The sequence below is a fragment of the Pseudoramibacter porci genome, from assembly GCF_009696145.1.
GTDB classification, from domain to species: Bacteria; Bacillota; Clostridia; order Eubacteriales; family Eubacteriaceae; genus Pseudoramibacter; species Pseudoramibacter porci.
In genome coordinates this window covers 67784-90419 of the sequence record NZ_VUMO01000005.1, presented here as the reverse complement: position 1 = coordinate 90419, position 22636 = coordinate 67784, and the positions used below count along the sequence as shown (strand labels likewise).

General features: G+C 55.6%; 29 protein-coding genes and 1 pseudogene. 20 read left to right on the top strand and 10 right to left on the bottom strand.

Annotated features, from left to right (window positions below):
* Positions 1–12 precede the first annotated feature (12 nt).
* From FYJ52_RS05120 to FYJ52_RS05095, 6 genes are all read left to right on the top strand, one after another.
* Positions 13–2160 carry a type IA DNA topoisomerase gene (locus FYJ52_RS05120; protein WP_154572366.1) on the top strand — a complete coding sequence of 716 codons (2148 nt, stop codon included), beginning with the start codon at positions 13–15 and terminating at the stop codon, positions 2158–2160.
* A 22-nt stretch (positions 2161–2182) separates the two neighbouring features.
* Positions 2183–2776, top strand: a complete 594-nt coding sequence (locus tag FYJ52_RS05115) for a hypothetical protein (protein ID WP_154572367.1) — start codon at positions 2183–2185, stop codon at positions 2774–2776.
* Positions 2777–2800: 24 nt separating this feature from the next.
* A complete protein-coding gene (locus FYJ52_RS05110) occupies positions 2801–3028 on the top strand; it encodes a hypothetical protein (RefSeq protein WP_154572368.1) in 228 nt (75 codons plus the stop codon).
* 180 nt (positions 3029–3208) lie between these two features.
* Positions 3209–4264 (top strand): ArdC family protein, encoded by a 1056-nt coding sequence (locus FYJ52_RS05105; RefSeq protein ID WP_154572369.1) that lies wholly within the window; start codon positions 3209–3211, stop codon positions 4262–4264.
* Positions 4265–4346: 82 nt separating this feature from the next.
* Positions 4347–4679, top strand: a complete 333-nt coding sequence (locus FYJ52_RS05100; RefSeq protein ID WP_154572370.1) for a hypothetical protein — start codon at positions 4347–4349, stop codon at positions 4677–4679.
* Positions 4680–4688: 9 nt separating this feature from the next.
* Positions 4689–5144: a hypothetical protein gene (locus FYJ52_RS05095; protein WP_154572371.1), complete on the top strand. Its 456-nt coding sequence runs from the start codon at positions 4689–4691 to the stop codon at positions 5142–5144.
* A 45-nt stretch (positions 5145–5189) separates the two neighbouring features.
* Here FYJ52_RS05095 and FYJ52_RS05090 read toward each other — a convergent pair whose 3' ends face one another.
* The 7 genes from FYJ52_RS05090 to FYJ52_RS05065 form a co-directional block, all read right to left on the bottom strand.
* Entirely contained in the window at positions 5190–5708 is a 519-nt protein-coding gene (locus FYJ52_RS05090; RefSeq protein ID WP_154572372.1) for a hypothetical protein, read from the bottom strand.
* A 10-nt stretch (positions 5709–5718) separates the two neighbouring features.
* On the bottom strand, positions 5719–6033 hold the full coding sequence (locus FYJ52_RS05085) for a hypothetical protein (RefSeq protein WP_154572373.1): 315 nt from the start codon (positions 6031–6033) through the stop codon (positions 5719–5721).
* Between the two features lie 8 nt (positions 6034–6041).
* Positions 6042–7295 (bottom strand): relaxase/mobilization nuclease domain-containing protein, encoded by a 1254-nt coding sequence (locus FYJ52_RS05080; protein ID WP_205960765.1) that lies wholly within the window; start codon positions 7293–7295, stop codon positions 6042–6044.
* Between the two features lie 35 nt (positions 7296–7330).
* On the bottom strand, positions 7331–7738 hold the full coding sequence (locus FYJ52_RS10030) for a plasmid mobilization protein (RefSeq protein ID WP_205960764.1): 408 nt from the start codon (positions 7736–7738) through the stop codon (positions 7331–7333).
* A gap of 409 nt (positions 7739–8147) precedes the next feature.
* Positions 8148–8369, bottom strand: a complete 222-nt coding sequence (locus tag FYJ52_RS05075) for a hypothetical protein (RefSeq protein WP_154572375.1) — start codon at positions 8367–8369, stop codon at positions 8148–8150.
* Positions 8362–8934, bottom strand: coding sequence for a ParA family protein (locus tag FYJ52_RS05070; protein ID WP_154572376.1), 573 nt, complete (start codon positions 8932–8934; stop codon positions 8362–8364). The genes FYJ52_RS05075 and FYJ52_RS05070 overlap by 8 nt, the downstream gene beginning before the upstream one ends.
* A gap of 160 nt (positions 8935–9094) precedes the next feature.
* Entirely contained in the window at positions 9095–9343 is a 249-nt protein-coding gene (locus FYJ52_RS05065; RefSeq protein ID WP_154572377.1) for a hypothetical protein, read from the bottom strand.
* Positions 9344–9617: 274 nt separating this feature from the next.
* Between FYJ52_RS05065 and FYJ52_RS05060 the strand changes: the two genes are divergently transcribed.
* From FYJ52_RS05060 to FYJ52_RS05010, 11 genes and pseudogenes are all read left to right on the top strand, one after another.
* Positions 9618–9977: a hypothetical protein gene (locus tag FYJ52_RS05060; RefSeq protein ID WP_154576161.1), complete on the top strand. Its 360-nt coding sequence runs from the start codon at positions 9618–9620 to the stop codon at positions 9975–9977.
* 310 nt (positions 9978–10287) lie between these two features.
* A complete protein-coding gene (locus tag FYJ52_RS05055) occupies positions 10288–11274 on the top strand; it encodes a phage replisome organizer N-terminal domain-containing protein (RefSeq protein ID WP_154572379.1) in 987 nt (328 codons plus the stop codon).
* 142 nt (positions 11275–11416) lie between these two features.
* A complete protein-coding gene (locus FYJ52_RS05050; protein WP_154572380.1) occupies positions 11417–12250 on the top strand; it encodes an ATP-binding protein in 834 nt (277 codons plus the stop codon).
* Positions 12251–12407: 157 nt separating this feature from the next.
* The gene (locus FYJ52_RS05045) at positions 12408–12851 is read left to right on the top strand and encodes an RNA polymerase sigma factor (protein ID WP_154572381.1); all 444 of its coding nucleotides are present in this window, start codon (positions 12408–12410) and stop codon (positions 12849–12851) included.
* The gene (locus tag FYJ52_RS05040; protein ID WP_154572382.1) at positions 12838–13047 is read left to right on the top strand and encodes a helix-turn-helix domain-containing protein; all 210 of its coding nucleotides are present in this window, start codon (positions 12838–12840) and stop codon (positions 13045–13047) included. Before FYJ52_RS05045 ends, FYJ52_RS05040 begins: the two co-directional genes overlap by 14 nt.
* Positions 13048–13062: 15 nt before the next feature.
* Positions 13063–13260, top strand: coding sequence for an excisionase (locus tag FYJ52_RS05035; protein WP_154572383.1), 198 nt, complete (start codon positions 13063–13065; stop codon positions 13258–13260).
* 101 nt (positions 13261–13361) lie between these two features.
* Complete coding sequence (locus tag FYJ52_RS05030; protein ID WP_154572384.1) at positions 13362–14591, top strand: tyrosine-type recombinase/integrase; 1230 nt, start codon at positions 13362–13364, stop codon at positions 14589–14591.
* 140 nt (positions 14592–14731) lie between these two features.
* Positions 14732–15184 (top strand): annotated as a pseudogene (locus FYJ52_RS05025) (hypothetical protein); the annotation flags it as partial.
* A 119-nt stretch (positions 15185–15303) separates the two neighbouring features.
* Positions 15304–16455, top strand: a complete 1152-nt coding sequence (locus FYJ52_RS05020) for a glycoside hydrolase family 5 protein (protein ID WP_205960763.1) — start codon at positions 15304–15306, stop codon at positions 16453–16455.
* Positions 16456–16817: 362 nt separating this feature from the next.
* Positions 16818–17381: a flavin reductase family protein gene (locus FYJ52_RS05015; protein ID WP_154576160.1), complete on the top strand. Its 564-nt coding sequence runs from the start codon at positions 16818–16820 to the stop codon at positions 17379–17381.
* A 122-nt stretch (positions 17382–17503) separates the two neighbouring features.
* A complete protein-coding gene (locus FYJ52_RS05010; RefSeq protein WP_154576159.1) occupies positions 17504–17875 on the top strand; it encodes a winged helix-turn-helix transcriptional regulator in 372 nt (123 codons plus the stop codon).
* Positions 17876–17996: 121 nt separating this feature from the next.
* On the opposite strand, the gene FYJ52_RS05005 is transcribed toward FYJ52_RS05010, so the two are convergent.
* Complete coding sequence (locus tag FYJ52_RS05005) at positions 17997–18734, bottom strand: carboxymuconolactone decarboxylase family protein (RefSeq protein ID WP_154576158.1); 738 nt, start codon at positions 18732–18734, stop codon at positions 17997–17999.
* A 21-nt stretch (positions 18735–18755) separates the two neighbouring features.
* Positions 18756–18935 (bottom strand): hypothetical protein, encoded by a 180-nt coding sequence (locus FYJ52_RS05000; RefSeq protein ID WP_205960762.1) that lies wholly within the window; start codon positions 18933–18935, stop codon positions 18756–18758.
* 173 nt (positions 18936–19108) lie between these two features.
* Here FYJ52_RS05000 and FYJ52_RS04995 point away from each other — a divergent pair, with 173 nt between their 5' ends.
* The 3 genes from FYJ52_RS04995 (at position 19109) to FYJ52_RS04985 (ending at position 21961) form a co-directional block, all read left to right on the top strand.
* Positions 19109–19990: a LysR family transcriptional regulator gene (locus FYJ52_RS04995; protein WP_154576157.1), complete on the top strand. Its 882-nt coding sequence runs from the start codon at positions 19109–19111 to the stop codon at positions 19988–19990.
* Positions 19991–20143: 153 nt separating this feature from the next.
* Positions 20144–21409 carry an O-acetylhomoserine aminocarboxypropyltransferase/cysteine synthase family protein gene (locus FYJ52_RS04990; RefSeq protein ID WP_154576156.1) on the top strand — a complete coding sequence of 422 codons (1266 nt, stop codon included), beginning with the start codon at positions 20144–20146 and terminating at the stop codon, positions 21407–21409.
* 27 nt (positions 21410–21436) lie between these two features.
* Positions 21437–21961, top strand: a complete 525-nt coding sequence (locus FYJ52_RS04985) for a cysteine hydrolase family protein (protein WP_154576155.1) — start codon at positions 21437–21439, stop codon at positions 21959–21961.
* 57 nt (positions 21962–22018) lie between these two features.
* On the opposite strand, the gene FYJ52_RS04980 is transcribed toward FYJ52_RS04985, so the two are convergent.
* Positions 22019–22477, bottom strand: coding sequence for a DUF6465 family protein (locus FYJ52_RS04980; protein ID WP_154576154.1), 459 nt, complete (start codon positions 22475–22477; stop codon positions 22019–22021).
* Positions 22478–22636 lie beyond the last annotated feature (159 nt).

Sequence of the window (22636 nt, the reverse complement as noted above, 5' to 3'; positions counted from 1 at the left end):
GGAGGATGCCTTATGAAACTCGTCATTGCGGAGAAGCCGATGCTTGCCCGCGACATTGCCCGCGCCATCTGCGGGAGAAGCGTTTCAGAGAACGCGTCCCTCCCGATTTCCGGGAATGGCTATACCGTCATCGCCTGTGCCGGGCATCTCTTGCAACTCGTGGAGCCGGAGGAGTTAAACCCTGCATGGGGGAAGCCGTGGTCTCTGGATGCGCTCCCGATTGAGGTCCCGGACTGGCCGAAGGAACCTGCACCGGACAAGAGGGAGCTGGTGGACCGAATCGCCGGACTTCTGGAAAAGGCGGACAGCGTCATTGCCGCCGGTGACCCGGATGATGAGGGACAGCTGATTGTCGATGAACTGCTGGACTATCTGGGCTACGCGGGCAGGGTCGAACGTGTCTACGTGAACGACAACATTGAGAAAAACATCGTCCGGGCGTTCGGCCAGCTTGTGCCGAACGATGGCTGCCGTGGCGTTGGAAGGGCTGCCTACGCCCGTCAGATGGCGGATATGTGCTTTGGCGTAAACGAGACCCGTCTTGCGACGCTCCGGCTGCACACTCTCTGTACCGTGGGGCGCGTGCAGACTCCGACAATGGGACTTGTCGTTGCCCGTGACGATGCCATCGAACACCATGCGAAGAGGAAGTATTTCGTCCTTTCCGCCGAGGGAGACTGCGTGGATGCCGGGGGAGCCGTGACGTTCTGCTTCAAGCCGGGCAGGGAGCTTCTGGGGGACGAAAAGCATCTCTTCGCAAGGGAAGCGCTGGACCGGTTGAAGGAAAGACTGGATGGAAGGGAACTGACCTTCGAGACCACGGTCACGCGGAAGCAGGCATGCCCGCCGCTACCCTATAACCTCACCGTCCTGCTCGCGGATATGTCCAAGCGCTATGGGTTTGCAGCTGCAAAGACCCAGCAGATTACGCAGGACCTGCGCGACAAGTACAAGGCCATCACCTATAACCGCTCGGATTCGCAGTACCTGAAGGAAGAGCATTTTCAGGACGCTCCGGCGGTCCTTTCGCAGGCGATGCGGAATCTGGGGACGGACTGGGCGCTCGATTTTGGCATCCGCTCCAAGGCCTTCAATGACGGGAACGTGACGGCGCACCACGCCATCATCCCGCAGGAAGCGGATGCGCCGGTCAGTCGGATGACCGGGGACGAGTCCAAGGTCTACCGTGCGATTGTGGAGCGCTACGCGATGCAGTTCCTCCCGCCCATGGTCTATGACCTGAGTACGAGCACCTTCCCGGTGGAGGAAGGCACGTTCTCCGCAACGGCGAAGCGGGTTGTCTCTTACGGATTTCGGGAGACGTTCGGAGGGGAAGCGCAGGAGGAGGGCGTGGATGCGGACCCGGACGCCTTGTGGGTGCCGGAAGGCAGCCATCAGCTCTGCGGGGTCCGTTGCACGGTCGGAGCGAAGGAAACCACGCCGCCGAAGCCCTACACCGAGGGCACGCTCATCATGGACATGGCAGCCATCTCAAAGTACGTCACGGACCCGGAGGTGAAAGCCATCCTCAAGAAGAAGGATGACGGTAAGAAGGGGGAGCACGGGGGAATCGGGACCACGGCAACACGGGCGGCCATCATCGAAAACCTCAAGAAGCGCGGGTATCTGGCAGAGCAGAAGGGAAAGGTCCACGCCACGGATAAGGCGAAGGCCTTCTACCGCCTGCTGCCGCCGGAAATCCGGGGCGCGGACGTGACGGCCCGGTGGTGGCTCATCCAGCAGAGCATTGCGGAGGGGAGCGATGACGTGAACGCCGTGCAGCGCAGCGTCATTCAGGTCTTTCGCAGCCACATGGCATCGGCCTATGCGGGAGAGAGCGTCGGCGCAAGCCGGACTTCTGTTGGGCGCTGTCCCGTCTGCGGGAAGGAGGTCGTGCAGTGCGGCAGGGCATATTCCTGCTCGTCAAACCAAAGCGAAAAGCAGGAGGACGGGACTTGGAAGCAGGTCTCCGGATGCGGATTCAAGATACTGCCCTTCTGCGGCAAGACGCTTACCCCGAAGCAGGCCGGAGGGCTGCTGGACGGCAAGTCGGTCTCCCTGAAAGGCTGCCGGTCCAAGGCGGGGAAGACATTCGATTGCAGGCTCAGCCTGAAGAAGGACGGCACACTTGCGGTAGCCTTTGCCGGCAAGAAGAAGTGACGGTCCGGGAAGGAGCAGGACGATGAAAATCGAGGTGCTTTACAAGTCCCATCGCTATGAGGAGTTTGACCCCTCCGTGCAGACCTGTTCGGAACCGTACCGTGCGAACGGCATCAACGTGCTCACGGATTGGAACCTCTATCTCGGTGCGCTGGAAGAGGAGGGCGTCGTGCTCGCGCAGCACTGGTACGAGGTCGGCGGCAAAGCAGCCCAGACCGTGCTGGATGGGGTCAGCGTTCCGGCAGCGTCCCGCAAGGTCGGCTGCGCCCTCCTTCTGGTAGGCCCGGACGAGCTGGATAATGTGGTCTGGCTGAAGAAGGACGGCGAAAAGCTTCTGTGGCGCGAGGGAGAAGACCTAATCAATGGCGAGCGTTTCTTCGCCATGGAACAGCTCTGCTACTCGGACGCTACCACGCAGTCCGTGAACCGCAGGGCGATAGCTGTCTTTGATTACCTGCAAAAGGCCCACCCGGACATGCAGGAGGACGAGATTGCCCGGCTTATGGGTTACACCCTCCCTGCCATCGAGCGCATCCGCTCCGCCGAACTCGCGCAGGATGACGGCTTTGAGGATGAGGAGGAGTCCGGTGCGGCAGGAGGGTATGATTTTTCCTAGCCGTGCAGGAGAAGGAGGAAAACCATGGCAGAGATACGCATTCCCAAGATGACGCCCGCAATCAAGGCCGGGTATTTCGTGCTCGGATTCTTTCTGAATCTGATAGGGGTGCTGATAGCCTGCATCGTCAACCGCAGGTCCCTGCCCGCCGTGCGCAGAATCGCCCTGCGCTACACGTTCTACGGTATCGCAGGTTTCTGCGCCGTCTACTTCGTCTTCGTGGCGGCCATGAAGGTAGTATGCCTGTTTTGAGTGCGCCATGAACCCATTGAACCCGGGAATCCCTTCCGGGCGGCTGAGAGCCGTTCTGCGGGCCATTTCGTCACTCGATGGGTTCTGACACGCATGAACTCTTTTTGGCCCCGCAGAACGGTTTCTGTGGGGCTGTTTTTCTACCGGGCATTTCCGATGAAATGAGGAGGAAGGATTGTTATGAGGAACCAGGAAAGACCGTCGCCGGTGGATATCGTCAACAGCCACAGAGAGGAGGTAGTCCGCAAAATCATCCGTGACATGGGAGAGAACGGCCTTCAATGGTCCGCGCCCTATCTTCCGACCCTCAGCCCACGGAATCCAGTTTCGGGCACCGTCTATCGCGGCTCAAACCGGCTCCACCTCGCCTTTGTGGGTTACATGCGCGGCATTGAGGACAACCGCTGGTGCACGTTCAATCAGATTCGCGACAAAGGGTGGCACCTGAAAAGGGGGTCCAAGGCCGCGATTATCGAAAAGTGGAAGGACCTTCCCCTGACCGGGAAGAACGAGGACACGGGAGAAGATGAGGTAGTCGGCCATTACCTTCGTTGTGTCGGCTACTGGAACGTGTTCAACGCCGGGGATATCGACGGCATTCCCCCGGCACCGGAGGGGCCGCAGCACCAATCGGATTATACGGCGGGAATTGCCGAGAACCTGATTCGCTCCTCCCGTTGCCCGGTCAACGAGTCCAGCCTGTATACCGGCATGGCCGCGTACTCCCCGGGGAAAGACTGCATCCTGATTGCGCCGCGCGGCACGTTCCGGTCTGACGAGTCCTTCACACGGACCCTGCTCCACGAGATGACCCATTCCACGGGGCACCCCTCGGCCCTGAACCGGGAGTGCTCGGTCCGGTTCGGAAGCCCGGAGTATGCGGAGGAAGAGCTGGTAGCGGAACTCGGAAGCCTGTTTCTCTCCTCGGACCTCGGCATCCAGAATGCGGAGTTGGAGGGAGACTTCTACCGGAACCACGTTTCCTACCTGCAATCATGGATGAAGGCGTTGGAGAATGACCCCGCCTACCTGTTCAAGGCGGCAGGAAAGGCCGATAAGGCCGACACCTACATCTTCACCCGGTATGAGGAACAGCTGAAAAAGGACCGCGACAGCCCCGCTCCCGGGAGGGAGGAACCGGGACTCTCCCTCAAGACGGAATCGACCGCCATGCTTGACGCATCCCGGGGGGTTAATACTGCGGGCGGGAGAGAAAGGCGCGTAGAAGCGCGCTAAAAGAAAGCGTGGAGAAATTCCGCAGCGTATAGTATAATAGAAAAACAGCAAGAAAGAATGATAGTAAGAAAGGAGTATAGCGATGGCTACATTGCAGACATCTCTTTGGCATTTTACAATCGAGTTCGACGAGAGAAAGGCCGCTGCGCACGGGACCACTGCGGAAGAGCTCTACGACCGCGTGGGGGCCTTCGTGGAGCCCTACGGCAACGTCCGCGTCGGGCGCGGAACGTGGCAGGCGCGCGACGCGCGCTCCGGCTTCCGCGCGCAGTGCCCCGCCGTCTGCGACCTCTCCAAGCAGAAATGGGTCATGCAGAACGTGAGGAGCTGGGTGACGTTCGAGGGGGACGCACAGGGAGAGGACTACCTCGCCGTCATCGGCAGGGTCCGCCCGCGCCTTCTGTGTGCCGAGTAAGGCCACTGTATGGAATACGGCAGAAAAGAGTTTCACTTTGACCTTGACGTGGAGCTGCTGAAGCAGCACTACCCTTCCACCGACAACGCACAATCCGCTTACAAGAGGGCATGGTCGGATATCAAGGGGTTCATGGAAATGCATGGGTTTACTCATTCACAATACTCCGGTTATGAGTCCGAGAGTCCCATGTCATACATGGAAGCTTATGTTGTAGTAGACGAGTTGCATGAGGTGTTCCCATGGTTCGCCGAGTGTGCGCAGGCTGCCACGCTGACGGAAATAGGCGAGCGGCATGACGTGCTCGAATACCTCCATCGGAAGGGACCGGAGAACCCGAGGGACCCGCAGGGAGAGCGGGGCATCTCTCTTTACGGTGAGGTGTCGGAAGCGCGGGCCGCATCAGACGCGCTCGAAGAGCGCAGGGGGCAGGAACAAGACCTGCGTCATCCAAACGAGCGATAGAGGAATAGTAGCGGGCCAGTCCGGATGGGCTGGCCCGCTTTCAGCTTATGCGACAATCTGCCAGATGGCGTGTCCCAGAAGGCAGAGCGCGAGTATCAGGACCGTCCACTTCCCGTAGTAGAACAGCCTGTCTGGCAGGGTTATCATCCCGAGACGCTCGATGCGGCGGCGGGATTCCAGAACCAAGGTGTCGATGTATTTCCTGTTGCGTTCGGTTACCTCACCGATGCTCTTGACAGTCAGCTCCTCAGCATCCTTCTGCACCTTGCTGACGCCGCTTAACGCGGCGAGCTGTGCGACACGGGTGCTGTCTGCCGCATCGTTCCGCATGCGCTGCACCTCATCCAGCACATCCCTCATCTGGCTGAGCATCTGTCGCATCTGTTCGGCAGTCTGTTCGTTCTTTTCCGCCTGCCTGTCAATAGACTCCTGCACCTTCAGGAGTGCCCCAACGATATCGGAGCCGCTCAGCTCCTCTTCCGCAAGGGTGTTCTCGTCGTTCGCAGCGTCCGCGAAGCCTTCCTGATAAAGCTCGTTTGCCGCTTCCCTGCTCTGCATGGCCATTTTGACCTCCTTAACCGATTGCTTTGTTCTGCGCGCTGTCCTCGGCGGCCAGCGTGCGCATTTCCGACAGAAGTTTTTCCGGAGAAACACCCAGTGCGTCTGCGAGAGAGAAGAACGTTCCAAGATTCGGAAGACGGCGGAAGTCTTCGCTGTTCCTCATTGCGGCATAAAAGCCGGAAGAACTCATGCCGCTCGCGGCTATGACGCTGGCGAGGGGCATTTCCTGCCTTCTGGCTATCCTGTGTACGGCGTCCGGAAGGTGTTGCAGCTCCGGGTGGGCTTCACGCAGGCGTTGCATTTGTGTCCTGTGGGTCTTTGACACCATGTGGCTCCTTATCCTCGCTCGTCGTTTCTGTGCCCGGCGTCACGGGCGGCACCTCCACGCTGCCTTCCCTGTTCCACCTGTCCGCTACCGCCACGGGAGCGCCCTGTCTGAGACTTCCGCACAGGGGTATCGGCTGCCATTTCAGCCCTCAGCTCGTCCGCTCCACGCCAGTAGGCAAGCAGGTCTCTGCGAACCTCGCTGTCGTTTGCGATATCCTCCGGCGGACGCCTGAGCCTGAGCTTCGGAATTTCCTCCAAGGTCCGGCCCTTCATGGCATGGACCTCCCTGCGGTACTCCTGATACGCCTGCCGTATCTCGCCGAGATACTGCTTCGTGAGGTTCTGGACATGCGCCTGCGCTTCCTGCTTCTGCCGCGCCGTATTTGCCGCGCTGGCTCCCCTCCCTCGTATATCCTTCGCGAGGTTGCTGCGGAAGGCTGCTTGAAGCCCCGTCTCGTCCAGCAGGGCATCGAGTTTTTTTATCGAGAAGGAGTAGCGGGCGTTGTCCCGGTCGGTTGCGTACAGCCTTCCGTTCCGGAACTGCGTATCGACGCCCCATGATTCCAGCTGCTCGCGGTACTCGTAGATGCTTTCCGCCTTCGTGGCGGCGAGACGGCACAGTTCGCGCAGGTTCGTCTTGTAGGAGGAACCGCCGCGTGCGGCGATTGCCCGCTCGACTTTGGATGGCTGCTTTGCGTGGACGGTAGAGTTCTTTGCACCCTCCTCCACCTGCCGTAGATTCCACGCCCCATCCATTGACCGAATCCGCTTTGCGCGCGCCCGCTTTGCATCCGCCCCGCGTCCCTCGTTCAGGCGGTTTCCGGTTGACAGGTCGCTGCGGTTGATGACCATGTGGACGGCGTAGCGGTGCGTCCCGTCCGCCTTGCAAAACTCGTTGTGAAGGGCCATGACCACCTGCTGGTGCGGATAGTAGGTGGAGATGTACTCCTTTGCGTACCGCATGCAGTCCTCGGGGCGGAGGGTTCCGCCGTTGAGGTCGCATTCGTCGGGATTGAAGCCGAGTATCTGGTGATAGAGAATCGTGTTCTTGGCGGTCTTTCCGTCTTTGCCTTTCCGTGATGCCTTGTTGTGACCGAAGCTCTCCCGCGTTTTGTCCATGAACCACGCCCAGCGTTTCAGGTCCGGGCAGAGGTCCATGTTCTGGCTGTCCCGCAGCAGAACCTTCTTGTCGTTGTTGATGTAGTTGCGCAGGTTCTTCTGATGGCGGCCGCTGGAAACGCTGGTCTGTTTGATGATGGTCAACGGCAAAACCCCCTTTCTGCAAGAGCCGGGTTCTCTCACTGGAAATCCTTCTCCGCCGGAATTGCGCCGTCTTCTTTCATGATAAATACGTTGCCCTTCTCGGCTTCCCGCAGCAAGGCGGAGAGTGCGTCTTCTACGGCAAGAAGCAAATCGCACTCCCGGCTCAATACTTGTTCTGCGCGCTCGGCATCGAAGGCCTTTACCCCGTAGGTGTTGAGGAACTTCATAAACTGGTTCAGGTTGACGCCCTGCTTTGTCAACTCGAAAACGGCATCCCTGAGTGGCGTGGTGTCGATGACGTTTATCGTCCCGTCCCGCGAGTGGATGAGTGAATGACGCACGTAATCGGATGCCGTCATCCCCGCTTTTCTCGCTTTGCGCTTGATGGTTTTTCGTTCCTTCTCCGTCACGCGAACCTTCAGCCATATCTTTCTGTTCTCCAATCGCTTCTCCTTACTTTCCAAACGGTGCCGCCGCCGTTTACTAGATGAACGAAACCGGAGGGGCAGAATGCCGACTCCGGAATTTTCCGCCACGGAAAATCGGCGGTTTCTTTTCACTCACGGAAGGCTCCTAAAGCACTCCGCGAGCAAGATGGAAGGGAGGACAAAACTCCACTTTAGTGGAGTTTGTGGCCACGCTTCCTACATCTTGCAACTCGAAGAGCAGCGCAGCTGGTGAGCACTGATATTCTATCAGTGCGAGAGCATAAGGGAGGGAGGAAAACGGTGTGCCGCCGCACCGTTTTCCTCCCTCCCTTATGCGGGGTTTCCGGTAGCGCCGGAAACCAGAAAAGGCCGGGCGCTTTGTTTGCTCCGGCCTTTTCTTGGGTCTGCTCTCTGCGCGAAGCCTTTAGCCCAGTTCCCTTTTCAACAGACGGGTGATGAGCTGGGTCATGCTCTCGCCGGTCTCAAGGCGGTGCAGGCTCGCCTTGTAATGGAGGTCGGCAGGGATGCGGATGTTGAGAACCTTCATTTCTTCCTTTCCGTCTGACCTGCCGCGCTCTCCACGGTTTCTGATTTTCTCCTGCTCGCGCTTGGATTTTTCGGCTGATGCCATAAATGCATTACTCATGATGCTTCTCCGCTTCCTTCGTTACCTTGTCCGCCAGCTCTTCCAGTGCGGGGATGGCGTGACAGCGTTTGTTGTACTCTGCTACGGACTTTCCGGCTGCCGCCGCCCGGGACAGGGCTGCGGCACGTGGAATCTTGGCGAGGACCGGAATGCCTTCCTCTTCCAGATACGCCACCAGCTCGCGGTCAAGGCTTCCGAAGACATAGAAATTGTTTATCAAAAGGAAGATGCCCGCCTGTGTTCCGGATTCCCTCGCCAGCTCGTAGGTCCGCATGGTTGGTTCCATGTCCCGCGTGCTCGGAAGCATCGGAATTAGGATGAGGTCCGCATCGCGGCACCATTCGCGAATTCCGTCCTTGAGGACTCCGGCGGTATCTACTACTTGGAAGTCGCACTGTTCTGCCTGCTCCGGTTCCAGACAAGCTTCGTGTACGCTTCCTCCCTGCGGGTCGGTGGAGACGAACGCCACGGTCCTGCCCCGGCGCTCAAGCGCAAAAGCAAGCTCGTCGGCGATGGTGGTTTTCCCGACGCCGCCCTTCTGGTTCAGAAACAGAATCGTGAACATCTGTGTTCGTCCTTTCCGCCCGAAGGCAAATTCTTGAAATGTTACGCGGCTGAATCTGGCCCGGCGGCCAGCACCGGGCACCCGCCCCTTGCCTTAACCGCGTTGGTTGCCCGGTCGTTTTCCATAGTCAGTCTCCCTTGCCGCCCTCAGCGTCCTTCCGCTACCAGACCTTTTCCTCGCCGGTGTAGGTGTCGGTGATGACCGAACGGGCTCGGCTCCACGCCAGATGGAGTTCCTGTTCTCTGCAACGCTTCCAGAACGCAAGATAGCCATTCCCGGTGAAGCCGACCATTATCTGGTCTCCGGCCATGTCCATCCGGTCCTCTTCGGGAGTGGACTCAAGGTAGCCATCCATCACGGACCTGCCTTCCATGCCAGAAACCTCGCGAGTGTAGACGTAGCGTGCCATTCATGTCTCCTATCAGCCGCTTGCCATACTTCCATACTACAAATATAGCAAACTACCATTCTTGTAAAATAGAAAGGCAGTAACATCCACATCCTCTACACGCCCGCCAAGAGGTTCCTGCCGAGGAGAAGGACTGTCCGCCGCTTGAAGCAGTTTTCAATGCTTTCGATGGCCGTAGAGTTCCAAACAAAACTCGAAGGCCGTCGGAAGGGTTGGAAACTGCGGGCGTCAATGGCAAAATAGCAGGTGGCTCCGGATGAGAGAAAGGATTCTTATGGCCACAATTTCTGATTACGACGAGAAGATAGAAAAGAAGAAGGATGAAATCGTTCGGCTCGAAGCCCGCAGGAAAGCCCTTCTCCGAAAGGAGCGGGAGAGGGAGAGAAAGTGGAAGACGGCCTTCCAGAACACCATCGGGGAAATTGTGGTGCAGGCGGTCGGATGCGGATGGCAGGAGCTTAACCTTGAGCTGTTTCAGGCTTGGCTAGAGGAAGCCATCGGCGGAAGTCAGCCGCCGGTTGTCCTTTCGGAGTCCACGCCGGAGGATGCGAAGAAGCGCTGCGATGCCTTCCGCAAAAAACCGCCTGTCGGCAGGAAGGCGGGCATGGGAGACGGGGCGTCAGATTTGCAATAGGTTTCGTATGGGGAAAACAGACGCAACGTGAAAAGGCCAGCCGGGAAGGCTGGCCTTTTCTTGTCTGCCCCGGAACACAGTTCCAAGCAGAAAGGACGCTGCCTACTATAACGCACCGTCTTCACAGACGCAAGTTTTCGTCCTGGCTGGCACGGAGGACGCTTTTCACGTGTCACTTATGGGCGATGAAGGAACTGTGAACTGGAAACCATGCCCGGTTTGCGTGTAGAAAGATAGTATAGTAGCAACCTAGTAAAGTAGCATACAAGCACGATAGATTGCCCCGCATCTAGCAGAAAGGACAAACGAGATGGCTGGCATGAAATGGATAAAGCTTTCGACCAATATCTTTGATGACGAGAAGATACTGCTCATTGAAACCCTTCCAGAGCACGACTCGATACTCGTCATCTGGTTCAAGCTCCTCTGCCTTGCTGGAAAGCACTGCACCGACGGCATCTTTCTCATGAACGACCGGATTCCCTACACGGACGAGATGCTGGCTGCGATATTCCGCCGGCCGCTGAACACCATCCGCCTTGCGCTCGCCACCTTCGAGCAGTACGGCATGATTGAAATCATCAACGACACCATCACGATGCCGAACTGGGAAAAGCACCAGAACATCGAAGCGATGGACCGGAAGAAGGCCGCCGACCGCGAGCGGCAGCGCCGCTTCCGAGAGAAGCAGCGCGAGCAGCTTATGGGCGGCGAGCTGATGATTGGGCAGGGGCTTCCCCGAAACGACGAAGGCGAGCTGCTCCTTGGGGAGACCCAACCGAACCCGGCGGACAGTGAAGAAACGATGAAGGCAGGGCATGAAGAAATAGTGGAGTCGTGTGCAGCAAATTGTGGAGGAAAGATGGAGACAGGCAGCATTTCCCCAGCTCAGAGGGGTGTCACGCGTGACATACGCGTTAGTCACGCTCCCGTCACGCATACAGATGTAGATGAAGATGAAGAAAAAGAACATCTATCTCCATCTACAGCTGTAAGGACGGCTCCATCTCTGGAAGAGGTTCAGGAGTACTTTCACTCACACGGACTCTCCGTGGATGCGCGGAGGTTCTTTGAGGTCAACGAAAAGCGCGGCTGGGTCACTAAGAACGGCAGGCCGGTGGATGACTGGAAGAAGCTGGCGGAGACGTGGAATCTGCATGAGAAGCCGGCCCGTGCATCCCTGCCGTCTGGTGGCAGGACCCCCGCTTCGCGTGTTCCGACTCCCGAGGAGATTATGCGCAGGTACGGGTGCAGCCGGGAGCAGGCGGTGCAGATGCTTGAAGAGGACCTTTATTAAAAGAACCCCGCAGGAGCCTGTCAGGACGCATTTGACGCCCTGTTTCTCCCCCACATGAGGGGAAACACATGGCGTGGGCGGTTAACCCCACAGAACGGCTCTGAGCGTCTTGTCGGGCGATGTGGCAGAAAGGACAGCAGGTATGGGAACTGAGAAGGAAGGAACGGCTGCCGGTGCAGCCGGCAGGGCGGATTTTCGGAACGAGGACGGCATCCTCATCTGCGGGGTCTGCGGGAAGCCGAAGGAAATGCGCCTTCCCCCGATTTTTGATGAAAAGGAAGGACACATTGTCCATGTTCTCTGCGACTGCGAGAAAAGGAGGGAGCGGGAGCGGGAGGAGCAGGAGAAGCGGAAGGCCCTCGCCGAGAGGGCGGAGCGGCTTCGCAACGAATGTTTCCCGAACAGCGGGTTCTACAAGGTCTGCACCTTCCAGAAGGACGATGGGCGCAACCCGTTTCAGTCATCTGCCTGCCAGAGATTTGCTGCGACCTTCGACAGGCAGGACCCGAACGGCCTTCTGCTCTGGGGAGACGTGGGGACCGGCAAGTCGTTCATGTCCTCCTGCATCGCCAACGCTGTCATCGACCTCGGGTTTAGCGCGTTGCAGACGGATATCGGTTACATCGTGTCCACCATGGAATCGTCCTTCGAGGACCGGAGAAGAAATCTCGACCGGATTCTGGGCACGGACCTGCTGCTCATTGAAGACCTCGGCACGCAGCGCTGCACGGAGTACATGATGGAGCACGTGTTCACGGTTGTCGATGGCCGTTATAAGAACGGGAAGCCGATGGTGATTACCACGAACTTTACGCTGAATCGAATCTCCCATGCGAGGAGCGAGGACCCTTGGTGCCGCGTATTCGACCGCATCTTGGAGCGGTGCTTTCCCATCGAGTTCAAAGGAACGAACCGCCGCCGCGAGAACGGTCTGGAAATGCGGAAGGCGATGAGGAAGAAGCTGGGCATCGAGTAGCACCGGAAGGCTCTCTGCCGGGTTCCTGCAATCGCAAAATCCGTCCTAGCTTCAAGAAGCGTCCCTGCGGAAATCCCGCCGGGACGCTTCTGTTTTCAGACACTTTGGCAAAAACGCTCCTTGATTCCGTGAACTAAGTGAAGAAAGGAGGAACCAAATGATATCTGACAATGAGAAAAAGGCGGTCGTGCAGATGTTCTGCGCCTTCTGCAAGAAGACTCTGAAAAACGCGCGGACGGACCTGATGCGCGAGATGGCAAAGAACCAACGGAGGGAGAAGCTGTTTTCCGAGATGAGCGAAGCGGAACTCAATCGTCTCCGCGTCCCGGACGAGCAGGCGTTTCCGCCGGCTGAGGTTGTTTTCGAGGTCTGCGGGCTTTCCATCGGGGTTGTGGATGAAGAGCTTGCGGACGCGCTGGCGGTGTTGCAGGAGGATGACCGGTCCATCGTACTTCTCTCCTACTTCGCTGGATGGACAGACAAGCGCATCGCGTCCTTTTTGGGCCGCCCCCGCTCCACCGTCCAGTATCGCAGGTTTAAGGCACTTCGACAGCTGCGCATGCTGTTGAGGGGAGAGGAGGTTGACGATGTTGACGTATGAGACCGTGGCCGCCGCCACAAAAGGCTGCCTGCTGGAAACAACGGAAGTGCTGGACTACTTTGACGGGTTCATTGACCGGCTTTGCACCCATTCCTTCATGGACGCCGCCGGTCATGTGGAGCGCGGGGTTGACATGTACATGAAATCCTACCTTCAGGGAAAGCTCCTCCGCGCGATTCTGCGTTTCAAGGTGTGAGGAAAGGAGGACACGATGAAGGCAGAGGTGCCGATTTGGGAAAAGTCCAACCTGACATTGGAGGAAGCCGCCGCCTACTCCGGCATCGGGACCGGGAAGCTGCGGCAAATCACGGATGACGAGAACTGCAAGTTCGTGCTCTGGAACGGCAGCAAGCGCCTGATAAAGCGCCGCCTGCTCGACGAGTACCTTGCGAAGAGCTATTCCATTTGACCATTCTTTCAGGGATATTTCAGAAAGCTGGACGTAGAAGCACGTGCTTGGTAAAATAAAAGCAGGTACGTGCTTCTGTCTTGTGGAAAGGAGACCACAGGATGGAAAGACGGAAAGATAACAAACACAGAGTTTTGAAGGAGGGAGAATACCAGAGGAAGAACCAGACCTACGAGTATCGCTGGAAGGACGGGACGGGCGTAAGCCATTCCGTCTATGCAAAGTCACTGGACGAGCTACGCGAGAAGGAAAACGCGGTCCGGAAGGACTCGCTTGACCACATCCGGGCAGACGCGAAAAACCTGACGATAAATGACCTGTTCGGCATGTGGAAGAAGCTGAAACGCGGGCTGAAAGATAATACGTTCTGCAATTACTGCTACATGTACACCGAGTTTGTCTCGACGGGGTTTGGCGAGCGCAGGATTCAGGACTTGAAACGGTCGGATGTGCGGAACTTCTACAACAGCCTCTCCGACAACCGGGGACTCAAGTCGGCAACCATCGACAACGTTCATACGGTCCTCCATCAGGTGTTGCAGGTGGGAGTTGAGGACGATTACCTCCGCTATAACCCGTCAGACAATGCCCTCCGGGAGCTGAAGAAGGCACATGCAGGCGATGGCTTGAAGCGCAGGGCCTTAACACAGGAGCAGCAGGAGCTTCTGGAACGGTTTCTGAAAAAGCCGGGACCGATGCATCACTGGTACCCGATTGTAGAGGGCATGCTCTGGACGGGCATGAGGGTCGGCGAGATTACCGGCCTGCGCTGGGAAGATGTTGACTTCGAGAAGAATGAAATCTCGGTCAACCATACCCTTGTCTACTATTCGCATCGGCAGGAAAACACCGTCTGCACCTTTGCCATCAACACGCCAAAGACAAAGGCGGGGGAAAGAATCATTCCGATGGTTCCGAGGGTTCGGGAAGCCTTTCTGGAAGAGAAGCAGTTGCAGAAAGAGTTTGGGATAACCTGCAAGTCCGTCATTGACGGATATACCAACTTTGTTTTTCTGAATCGCTTCGGCGAGGTGTATCACCAAAGCACAGTGAACAAGGCCCTCCGCCGGATAATCCGCGATTGCAACTTCGAGGTGCTGGACAATGCTGCCAATAACGCCAACCCGGTTCTGCTGCCACATTTCAGCTGCCACTACCTGCGACATACATTCGCAACAAGAATGGTGGAGCAGGGAGTAAACGTGAAGGTAATGCAGGACGTTCTGGGGCACGCAGACGCGCAAACGACGATGAACATTTACGCGGACGTGACAAAGGACCTGCGGGACCGTGAGTTGCGGAATTTCTCCGATTCGTTTGGTAAAAAGTGACGCTTACCAACGGATTACCAACGATTTACCAAAAGTTATGGAGAGATACGAACGCGTGTGAAATTTGTCCCCGCCGAAGGACCTCTGGACGGGCAGTGATGGAGGGATATGAAGGGTTACAAAGTTCAGGGGCACGTCTCCCGACGATGAAACCGCTGGACGGCGAAAAGCCGAAGAAGCAGCCGAGCTTTAAAGTCGAAGGCTCCGATGAAGTCATCGACTTCTCGAAGGTCAAGGTTGAACCGCTAATGGAAGATCAAATCGATTTTGACACCTTCTGCGAAGCGGACTTCCGCGCTGTCAAGGTCAAGGCCTGCGAAGCGGTGCCGAAGAGCAAGAAGCTGCTCCAGTTCACCCTGGACGATGGCTCCGGCACGGACCGCACCATCCTCTCCGGCATCCATAAATTCTACGAACCGGAAGAATTGGTGGGCCGCACCTGCGTCGCGATCGTGAACCTCGCGCCGCGGAAGATGATGGGGATCGAATCCTGCGGTATGCTGATCTCCGCTGTCCACGAAGAAGAAGGGGAAGAAAAACTTCACCTGCTGATCCTCGACGATCACATTCCGGCTGGCGCGAAGCTGTGCTAGTTTAAACTTGAGATAAAAAATAAAAGCCCGTGAGGGCTTTTATTTTTTTGATGAAATGCGCGCCGCCGGACAATGATATAATGAATACGATGATCATCGCCAAAATAGGAGAGTTCAGTATGAAAAAGAAAATGAATAAAAGACGCGTCTTGACGGCACTCGCACTTTGCAGCCTGATTTTGAGTTCCACCGCCTTTGGATTTGACGGGATTAGCCAAGTGGCGGCCAAACAGAACAGCGTGGCGGCTTCCAAGGCTTTTCGGGCGGACGCGAGCGGAACCCGGCTGCGCTATGCGGTAAAGGGGAAGAATAAACCCATGGCGCGTTCGAAAACGCCCTTCGGCCAGCACGGCAGGCTTTCGGTCGGTCACGCGAAAGGATTTAAGCAGCCGGTTATCCTCGACAAACACAAAAAATACGTTCAGCTCCGCGGCGTCAGCACCCACGGGCTTCAGTGGTATCCGCAGTACGTGAACCAGAAAGCGATGCGCTCTCTCCGCGACGAATGGGGCATCAACACGGTTCGCCTTGCGGTCTATCCGAGAGAGGGCGGCTACCTCGAGGGCAGTCAGGCGAAAATGGACGCGAAAATTAAAACCGCGGTCAAAGCGGCCGACAAACTGGGCATGTACGTCATTATCGATTGGCACGTTCTGAATTATAATCCCAACGACGATCTCGCCCAAGTCCAGAACTTTTTCAAAACCTATGCTGCCAAGTACAAAAATAATGCGCACGTGATTTTTGAAATCTGCAACGAGCCGACGCATACCAAATGGTTCGACGGCAGCGGCCGGGACCTTTACACCTATTGCAAAACCGTTTCGAAAACAATCCGGGACAGCGGCAGCGATGCGATCATCCTCTGCGGCACCAACACCTGGTCGCAGGATATCGACGAAGTGGCGAAGAAGCCCCTTGGCGTGAAAAACGTCATGTACACACTCCACTTTTACGCCGGCACGCACCGAGACGATGTCCAGAATAAATTGAAGCAGGCGGTCGACAGCAAAACGCCAATTTTTGCCTCGGAATTTGGGATCTGCGACGCATCGGGAAACGGCGGATACGACATCGACAATGCAAATCGGTGGATGACCCTTTTGACAAATAACGGCATCAGTTTTACCTGCTGGTCGCTTTGTAACAAAGATGAATCGGCTTCGTGCCTGAAGCCATCCTGCGATAAGACGAGTCAATGGCAGGCTTCTGATCTGAATACGACGGGGATCTGGCTCGTGAATACCTGCCGGAAACTTGGGCAAATATAGAGCAGATTTTTGAGATTCTTGTGGTCCTTTCGGCACGCAAAAAATGGCGGGCACGTATATACAAATTAGAACGGATGAAAAATAAACATGAAGAAGATATTCGAAATTTGAAGGAGCAATACAAAGCAAAGGGTGGGCAGAATGACTGACACCATTTACTGTTATACCGGAATGGCCATAGTTGACGCATAAGGCTCTGAGTTCTCTTAGAGTCTTTTTTTGTTCAAGGAGATCAGGATACTTACTTTTTTGTACCTATGGCACATCATTGTGCGTACTTCCACAATACGTTAGAACGATGTAAAATGCGTATATCGATAAGACAATTTATACCGTTATCAGATGAAAGGAGCATGACAATTATGCAGAAAGATATTGGAAGTGTAATGGGGTTGTACCCGATGCCAACGACGATTGTGGGGACGATGCTTGAGGATGGGAGAGTGAATTTTCTCCCGATTGCACACGTTGGTGTGGCTGAACACGGACGTTTGATGATCAGCGTGGACCAAGCACACAAGTTGGACGATGCTGCGATTCAGAAAAATGGTGTCGTTTCAGTTAGCTTGGTCAGCGCTTCAATGTTGAAGGCAGCAGATTGGTGCGGCATAGTCAAGGCGGAAAAAATCGATAAATCCAAAACATTTGCCTGGCATATGGACGAACTGGAGAAGGCACCAATTGTAGAAGTAGCACCTGTTTGCATGACTTGTAAGGTGGAACAGATGATGACAGTTGGAAATTTTCACGACTTCATTCTCAAACCTGTCCACACGTATGTGCAGGAAGAATGTCTTAACGAACGCGGAAAAATTGATTATGAAAAGGTCAGCCCGGTGCTGTTTGAATTTCAAAGCGCGCAGTACCTTTCAACGGGAAAAGTCATAGCAAAATGCTGGAACTACGGCAAGGATTTTAAACATTAAGCTTGTCGAATGAATGTCAGGGACACCTGCATTTCTGTTATGATATATAGAGAGTTGAAGCGCTGCATCAGATCATCACGAACAACTGGTACAGCCGCAATAGTAAATGATGGAGGCAGCGTATGCACAATAAAAATGAGAAGAAAGAACGTATTTTTCATTGCCCGGTTGAGGCAACACTGAGCGTCATAGGCGGCAAATACAAACCGATTATTCTTTACGATCTCATTGGAAAGACACTTCGATTTTCGGAACTCAGACGACTAATTCCCCAAGCTACGCAAAAAATGCTGACGCAGCAGATCCGACAGCTCGAAGCTGACGGTTTGGTCCATCGTGAGGTTTATCCAGTGGTTCCGCCAAAGACGGAATATTCACTCACGCCCTACGGCGAAACGTTGATTCCTATTCTTACAGTGATGTGTGATTGGGGTAATGCGCATTTTGGTGATTTAATTGTGGCAGATGAAACAAATTATTTTAAAGGGCATTGAAATAAGAATACGTTGAAAACAATATATGTGAAACCGAGCCGGCCTGTATTACAGGCCGGCTCAGTTTTTTGGCAGATATATTAAATATCGGCGGATAGGGGCATGATTGGTCCCCCCTGGTTTAAAGCGCGAGGTAGACGTCGTCGCCGACGGGTTCGCACCATTCGTTGGACGTGTTTTCCCCGGGAAGTTCAAAGGCCAGATGGGAGAACCAGCTGTCCTTTGCGGCACCGTGCCAATGTTTGACTTCCGGCGGGATTTCGACGATGTCGCCCGGTTTGAGGGCTCGTGCTGGTTTGCCTTCTTCCTGATACCAGCCTTCGCCGTCGACGCAGATCAAAATCTGGCCGCCGCCGGAGGTGGCGTGGTGGATGTGCCAGTTGTTGCGGCAGCCCGGTTCAAAGGTGACGTTGAAAATCGCCAGCGGGTCGTCCGGCTTGGTCACCGGGTTCAAATAGGACTGACCGATAAAGTATTTGGCGAAGGCGTCGTTGGGCTGACCCAGGCCGAAAAAGCCGCCGTGGCTTTCCGGTGTCGTGTCGTCAGCGTACACGTCCTTCGCCATCGGGAAGGCGGCCCAGGCGTTGGGCCATCCGGCGTAAAAGGCGATGTGGGTCAAAAGCTCAGCCATTTCCTGCTTGCTCACGCCGTTTTTTCGGGCGCTCTGCAGGTGGAACTTCAAAGCGTCGGTGACCATCCCTTTGCCGATCAAGGCCGAGACGGTGATGATGCTTCTGAGTTTCGGGGAGAGCTTGTCTTCTCTGGCCCAGACTTCTCCGAAAAGTACGTCGTCGTTAAGTGCTGCAAATTTCGGCGCGAAATCGCCGAGGGCGTCGCGTCCAGCTGTTTGTTTTTCCATTGTTCATTTCCTTTCTTGAATCTAATGGGTTTGTTTCCGTTTGGTGTAAATCAAGTAATCGAGACAATCCAATTTGTTTTGCGTGTCGTGGATAGCCGACAGCAGCACTCTGCGGTGCTCGCGTAGCCTGCGGATCTGCACGCTCGGCTTGTTCAAAGCGGCGTAGGCCTTGATGAAGTCAGCGCTGCAGCCAGCGTCCACGAGATTTTGTCTGGTTTTTCATCCATAGGTGGACTCCAGTGGTGTAATTTTTTTGACACGTTTATCTTAACCCCAAAAAGTTAAAATGTGAAATGCTTATGTTGAAAAGCATGATATAATATTTTTGTATATCAAGAGTAACCACATTGCGATGCGGGAATAGAGGGGTGCAAATGGAAATTCGATCGTTGAAATATTTTTTAGAGGTGGCCCAGGACGAAAACATGACGGAGGCAGCGAATGTCCTTCACGTCACCCAGCCGACGCTGTCGCGTCAGATTGCCGATCTCGAGGATGAGCTCGACACGAAGCTCTTCGTACGGACCAACCGCAGCACGCTGCTCACCGAGGAGGGCATGCGGCTGAAGCAGCGCGCGATGGAAATCCTTTCTCTCGTCGACCAGACCGAGGAGGAATTTGCCAGAAAAAACGAGGACGTGTCGGGGTGTGTACGCATCGGGGCGGCTGAGACGAAAATCATGCACCTGGTGACGGAAACCTTCGCCGCGCTTCACGAAAGATACCCGAAGCTGACCTGTGAGATTTCCAGCGGCAACGTCGACGTGATTCAGGAGCAGCTGGAGCGGGGCCTCGTGGATTTTGCCCTGCTGCTCGAACCAGTGCGCCTCGACGCTTACGATTACCTGCGCCTGCCCGAGACGGAGGAGGTCGGCGTCGTCGTTCCGGCAGGCAGTCTCTGGGCCAAGCGGCGCGCCATTCGGCCTGAAGATCTGAAGGCCATGCCGCTGCTCCTCTCGTCGCGGAAGAATAACGCAACTTTTGACGTGGAGGAATGGTCCGGCGGAGAGATGCGGACGGCAGACCTCAATGTAGTGGGGCGGTTCGACTTGATCGGCAACGGCGCGGAACTGGTGCGCACCGGATGTGCCTGTGCCGTGAGCATTCACGGCCTGTACCAAATCGATGATCCCCATTTACACTTTGTACCTTTTGAGCCGAGGGTATCGGTGGGGGCCGTGTTCGTCTGGAAGAAATACCGCATCTTTTCAAAAGCGGCCGAGACTTTTCTCGCGGCTTTTAAAAAAAGCCTGTGACGGGCCGCTGTGCAAGGGTGAAGGGCAGACGAAGAGCTTTTATCAATTTAACGTTTTCTTGACCGCCGTTTTTTGATAAACTAGAATTAAAACATAGTAAATGAGTCAACATTCATATTAAAACACTAGGTAATTGGAAGGAGATGTGTGATCATGGATATGGAAACGAAATGTCTGCACTCGGGCTACACGCCGAAAAACGGAGACCCGCGGGTGGTCCCGATTGTGCAGAGCACGACTTACGTTTACGATTCGACGGATGAAGTCGCCGGCGTTTTCGACGACCCGACGAAGAGCATCATTTACTCGCGCTTCGCGAATCCGACGGTCATGGCGGTGGAAGCTAAGGTCGCCGATATGGAAGGCGGTGTCGGTGCGATGGCGACGTCCAGCGGACAGGCGGCCAATCTGCTCGCCATTTTAAACCTCTGTGCGGCGGGGGACAGCTTCATCGCGACGCCCTCGGTCTACGGCGGGACCCTCAATTTGTTTAACATCACGCTGCGCCGCCTCGGCATTGAATGCATTTTCGTCGACGAAGAGGCTTCGGAAGAAGAAATTCAGGCGGCCTTCAAGCCCAACACCAAAGCCGTTTTCGGCGAAACCTTGGCCAACCCGGCGCTTACGGTGTTCGATATCGAAAAATTTGCGAAGATTGCGCACGCCAACGGCGTGCCGCTGATCGTCGACAATACCTTTGCAACGCCGGTACTCTGCCGTCCTTTCGAATGGGGCGCCGACATCGTGACCCACTCGACGAGTAAATACATGGACGGCCACGCTCTGCAGTGCGGCGGCATGATCGTCGATGCCGGCAAATTCGATTACACCAACGGGAAATTCCCCGAATTTACCGAACCGGATGAAAGCTACCACGGCATTGTCTACACGGATAAATACGCTGACGCGCCCTACATCACCAAGGCGCGCATGCAGCTGATGCGCGATTTCGGCTGCTACCCGGCGGCACACTCGGCATTTCTGCTTAATCTCGGACTGGAAACCCTGCCGGTGCGGATGCGCCAGTACTGCGACAACGCGATGCAGGTGGCGACGTTCCTCGAACAGGCGGACGGAATCGCGTCTGTGACTTATCCGGGCTTGCCAGGGGACCGCTATCACGCGTTGGCTGAAAAATATTTGCCGGACGGCACGAGCGGCGTCATCTCCTTCGTCGTCAAAGGTGGACGGCCGCAGGCGGTGAAATTCATGGACAGCCTCAAATTGGCGTCCAACGAAGTCCACGTCGCCGACATCCGTACCTGTGTGCTGCACCCGGCGTCGGCGACCCATCGCCAGCTCACCGACGAACAGCTCGTAGCAGCGGGAATTGACGGCGGCATGATTCGTTTGTCCGTCGGGCTCGAAAGCGTCCACGACATTATCGAGGACCTCAAACGCGGACTGGCCGCTCTTTAAATTTATTTTTGTCAAACGGAGGTGCGTATGGAACGGATTTTGATTGTCGTCGACATGCAGAAGGATTTTATCGACGGCGCTCTTGGCACTAAAGAGGCGGAAGCCATTGTGCAGCCGGTAATCGACAAGATCGCGGCAACGCCAAAGGCGAACGTCTACGCAACCCAGGACACCCATCGGGCAAATTATCTGGACACCCAGGAGGGCGAAAACCTGCCGGTGCCCCACTGCATTAAAGGGACGCCGGGCTGGGCCCTCGAGCCGCGCATTGCGGCCATGATTCCGCCGGATCACGTCGTCGAAAAGCCGAGCTTCGGCTCGGTGGCCCTTGCGGAGCGCATAGCGGCAATCGCCGCTGGACGCGATATTGAAATCGAGCTCGTCGGCTTGTGTACGGACATCTGTGTCGTATCTAACGCGCTGATGCTCAAGGCGTTTCTGCCAGAAGTGCCGATTGCGGTTGACGCACGGTGCTGTGCCGGCGTCACCCCTGAAAGCCACGCGGCGGCACTTCAAACGATGGCGGCGTGTCAGGTGAAAATCCTTCAGTAATGAGATGATTTAAGCAAAAAAAAACAGCGGCGTTAAGCCGCTGTGCGTCCATGGCGCTTAGAGCGCGAAGCTGCCGTTGACTTCGCCGTTGATGACGTAATAAGCCATGGCTTCTTCGGTGTTGACGTAGACTTTCACGTCCTTGAGATCGCGGACGAGGTTGCCCATTTCTTTCGTCCAGATTTCCTTGACTTCGTCAACCAGTCCTGATGATGTCACTTCGAAATCGCTGCGCTGGATAATGACTTCACTTTTGTAGCCACGGCTGGAGCTGCGTCTTGCAGCCGTTTTTTTGGCACCGGTTTTGGCCGTACTTGCAGTGCTCTTTGCAGCCTTGACCGCTGTTTTGGCGACAGTCTTGGCGGCAGTTTTAGCCGCTTCGGCTTTGTCTTTTTTCGGTTCAGCCTTTACTGCTGTTTCGACTTCTGTTTTGACTTCAGCTTTCGGTGCAGCTTTGACTTCTGTTTTCTTTGTTTCAGCTGACGCTACGGATTTTTTGGATAATTTTCTTGCCATCACTAAACCTCCTGTTGAGTTGCACTGGCTTGTCTGTCAAATGCTTCAAGAAGTGGTCGACCAAATGTAACTCGAAAATTAAAACAATTGATTACAATGCACAATTTATCATAAATGAAAATTGTTGTAAATAAAAAAGCCGGAATTTATCCGGCTTTT